Genomic DNA, 3,345 nt, shown 5'->3' with positions numbered 1-3,345 from the left:
TAAATCCTTATCTGGTAAGAGACTTAATTGATTAGTTTGCTCTAGAGCAAAAACAATTGACAAAAATCGCTAAATGCCTTTCTATGTAAGGGTTCCATCCCTTATAACCCCCGTCCATTGCATAACACAAACCGAAGAGCCTCACTGATCACTGATTACTGTTTACTAATCACAGCAAAAAGTGTTCATGTTAGTGAGCTTGTCGAACTACTGATCTCACGACGAAGTCTGACGGCTTAGATGTGTAATTAATTTTGCTTAGGTACTTAAAAGAGCGCGATCAGTACCCAGAAAAAATCGACTACTAGGGGCTTCCTACTGCAATTCCTCAAGTTTTTTCAAAACCGCTTCTGCATGGGCTTTTACCTTGACATTTGACCAAATATAGGCAATATTTCCCCGGGGGTCGATCAGGAAAGTGGAGCGTCTAATCCCCATATATTCCTTGCCCATAAATTTTTTTAATCCCCAGACTTGATAAATTTCCGCCTGTTGATGTTCGGGATCGCTCAATAATTGAATAGTTAAATTGTGTTTTTCAATAAAACGACAGTGGGACTTTTCTGAATCGGGACTAACTCCCAGAATTACCGCATTTAATTGCTGAAATTGCGGCGACAAAGCGGTAAAATCGATCGCTTCTGTGCTGCAGCCCGGAGTGTTATCTTTGGGATAAAAATATAAGACCAACCATTGACCGGCAAAATCTGCTAATTTACTAATTTCCCCCCTTTGGTTGGGGGTGGCAAATTCGGGGGCTTTTTGTCCAACTTCTAGGGTCATTTTTAGGAGTGTAAAGGCAAGAGTAAGAAAGGAGCGAGGGAGAGGGAAAGCAATAGCCAGACTTGATAGTTAAATCTGGGAAGTTCGGGGTTTTCTGACTCGACTAAAGCATCGATTCTCTCTAATAAACGATTATTTAAAGAATGATCATTGAGAGCGACACAGCAACTATCGGAGAAACTTATTTCCGCTACTTGATTAACTTTTTCTGCCACTAAAAGCAGCGATTCAGCTAATAGTAAATAATCCACTTGTCCAGAAGCATACTTATCGGCGCGCAATTCCCGCAAGAAGACCAATTCTGACCATAAATTCTCGCTATTGGGCAGCCAAGAAGACATCGATCGCAACCAACCTAACCAGAAAAACCAGAAAGTGTCATGATATTCTTGGTGAGCTTGTTCGTGGGCTAAAACTGCTTGTAAATGTTCTTGATCTAAGAGATTTAATAATCCTTGGGTTACAATTAATTCCGACTTCCAGAAGCCAACTCTGGCACTGTAGGGAAAATCCACTGCTAAAACTCTCGCCTTCTGAGCGGTGATTTTTTTGAGGGGATAACTGCTAAAATCCCGATGGGTTTGCCAAGTTTGATAGGAGAGTTTTATCAAACACAATATAGCAAAAACTAGCCAAATTATAGCACTAAAGTAACTAATTAAACTGGAGTTATAACCCAACATTTGCCCGCGATAGCCCATACAAACCACCGATATAACTGTCATTAACAGCAGCAAAGGAGGAAAGAGAAAGAAAAATAGCGTTATCTGCCAACGACGCTGATAGCTGGGCAGAAACCAACGTAAACCAATGGCGATAGTTAATGCTAGTAATAACATTGAACCGTGCATTAGCTTTCTCTCCGTTGTTGACGCAGGGTATCTAAACGAGATGCGATCGCTTTTAATTGTTCGACACTAGCAGTATCGAGACTATCGGCAAAAGAAGCCACCACATCCGCATTACCAATAGCCAAAAAACGATGTAATTGTTCGTAGGCTTTAATTGCCTGTGCTTGTTCCTTAGAAACCATCGGTTTCCAGTAGAAAATCCGACCCTTTTTATAACAACTTAACCAGCCTTTATTAGTTAAACGACGCAGTACCGTAGTCACAGAAGTATAGGCCAGATCTCGTTCCGGATCCGCTAAAATGCGATCGTGGACATCCTTAACGCTAACGGGTTCCAATTCCCAGACAATATTGAGAATTTCCGCTTCCAGGGGGCCCAGGGATAACTGTTTTGGTTGATAGGTCGGCAATTGAGCCATAGTCACACAGAAATGAAGATTACTTTCCTGATCATAGCGGCGGATATCGATCGCCTGATAAAATAGCAACGATCCTTTATATTGTCTTTATGTCCACCGAAACTAATTTAACCACAACTACGGGCGCTGATGCCATTGATGTGGCGATCGCTAATGGCATTGATTTTGATGGTTCCCCAATTCCCCCGGCAAAATTGGAACTTTATCACCGGGTAATGGGTTTGGAAGCAGGACGACAAAGAAGCGGGGTTTCTAACACGATGAGATCGCGAATTGTCCGCATCGGGGCCAAACATATCCCCCAAGAGGAATTAAATCAGCTGTTGTTAGCCGCCGATTTTGCCCCTCTCAAGGAGAAAGAAATCGCTTTTTACCTATAATGTCGGCTTTTCATCTCTCGGTTTCACCTCGGAGATGAAAAGTTCCGCCAGCATAGAACAGCGAAGCACGACTAAAAATAACTCTAATCTATAGTTGCCAATTTAATTTTAGTATGCTAGAATAGTTTGCGTGGTAGGTCGATAACGCAAAATGTTTGTTTTAGAGTACAAGCTGAGAGGAAAACCATCTCAATATCAAGCCATTGATGAGGCTATTCGGACAGTACAGTTTGTTCGGAATAAATGTCTTAGATATTGGGAAGACAATAAAGGTGTAGGACAAAAGGATGTATATAAATATGTCACTCAATTAAGAAGTGAATACCCTTTTGTTCAAGACCTTAACTCTACAGCTTGTCAACAGGCTTGCGAACGGACTTGGACTGCTATTCTTAGGTTCTATAATAACTGTAAGAACAAAATTGCTGGTAAGAAAGGATATCCTAAATACTCTAAACGTACTCATTCTGTTGAGTTTAAAAAGTCAGGTTGGCAACTTAATCGAAATTCCAAGAGAATAACTTTCACTGATGGGAAAAACATTGGGGAGTTAAAACTAATTGGTAGTCGAGACTTGTTGGATTTTCAAGAATGGCAAATTCAACGGATAAGAATAGTTAAAAGGGCTGATGGATATTATTGCCAGTTAATGCTAAAACTCGATGCTAGAGATATAACCCCACAATCAGAATCGACGGGTCATTGCGTAGGATTAGATCTGGGGTTAAAATATCTTTATGCTGACAGTAACGGGAATACAGTAGAGCCTCCTAAGTATTATCGAAAAGCCGAGAAGCGTCTTAATAAACTGAATAGAAGAAAGTCGAAAAAGTTTAAGAGAGGACAAAAGCAGTCTAATAACTACAAAAAAGCTAGTCAAAAATACGCCAAGGGACATTTAAAAGTAAGTAG

Annotated in this window: 5 protein-coding genes; 2 read left to right on the top strand and 3 right to left on the bottom strand. The window is 40.7% G+C overall.

What is annotated here, in order from left to right; all coding sequences use genetic code 11:
• Positions 1 to 315: 315 nt before the first annotated feature.
• From bcp to PX482_RS16275, 3 genes are read right to left on the bottom strand one after another with little or no spacing between them, the layout of a single operon-like run.
• Positions 316 to 783, bottom strand: coding sequence for a thioredoxin-dependent thiol peroxidase (bcp, locus tag PX482_RS16285; RefSeq protein ID WP_288027121.1), 468 nt, complete (start codon positions 781 to 783; stop codon positions 316 to 318).
• Between the two features lie 2 nt (positions 784 to 785).
• Complete coding sequence (locus PX482_RS16280) at positions 786 to 1,634, bottom strand: M56 family metallopeptidase (RefSeq protein WP_288057695.1); 849 nt, start codon at positions 1,632 to 1,634, stop codon at positions 786 to 788.
• Positions 1,634 to 2,122: a BlaI/MecI/CopY family transcriptional regulator gene (locus tag PX482_RS16275; RefSeq protein WP_002761005.1), complete on the bottom strand. Its 489-nt coding sequence runs from the start codon at positions 2,120 to 2,122 to the stop codon at positions 1,634 to 1,636. Before PX482_RS16275 ends, PX482_RS16280 begins: the two co-directional genes overlap by 1 nt.
• Positions 2,123 to 2,142: 20 nt before the next feature.
• Between PX482_RS16275 and PX482_RS16270 the strand changes: the two genes are divergently transcribed.
• Together PX482_RS16270 and PX482_RS16265 are read left to right on the top strand one after the other, a co-directional pair.
• Positions 2,143 to 2,433, top strand: a complete 291-nt coding sequence (locus tag PX482_RS16270) for a small RNA NsiR4-regulated ssr1528 family protein (RefSeq protein ID WP_002732452.1) — start codon at positions 2,143 to 2,145, stop codon at positions 2,431 to 2,433.
• A gap of 151 nt (positions 2,434 to 2,584) precedes the next feature.
• The coding region (locus tag PX482_RS16265) for an RNA-guided endonuclease InsQ/TnpB family protein (RefSeq protein WP_288122685.1) at positions 2,585 to 3,345 on the top strand (761 nt) is incomplete at its 3' end.

Source organism: Microcystis sp. M53602_WE12 (assembly GCF_030065455.1).
GTDB classification, from domain to species: domain Bacteria; phylum Cyanobacteriota; class Cyanobacteriia; order Cyanobacteriales; family Microcystaceae; genus Microcystis; species Microcystis aeruginosa.
The sequence above is the reverse complement of the archived record's forward strand: the minus strand, read 5'-3'. Positions and strand labels throughout refer to the sequence as shown.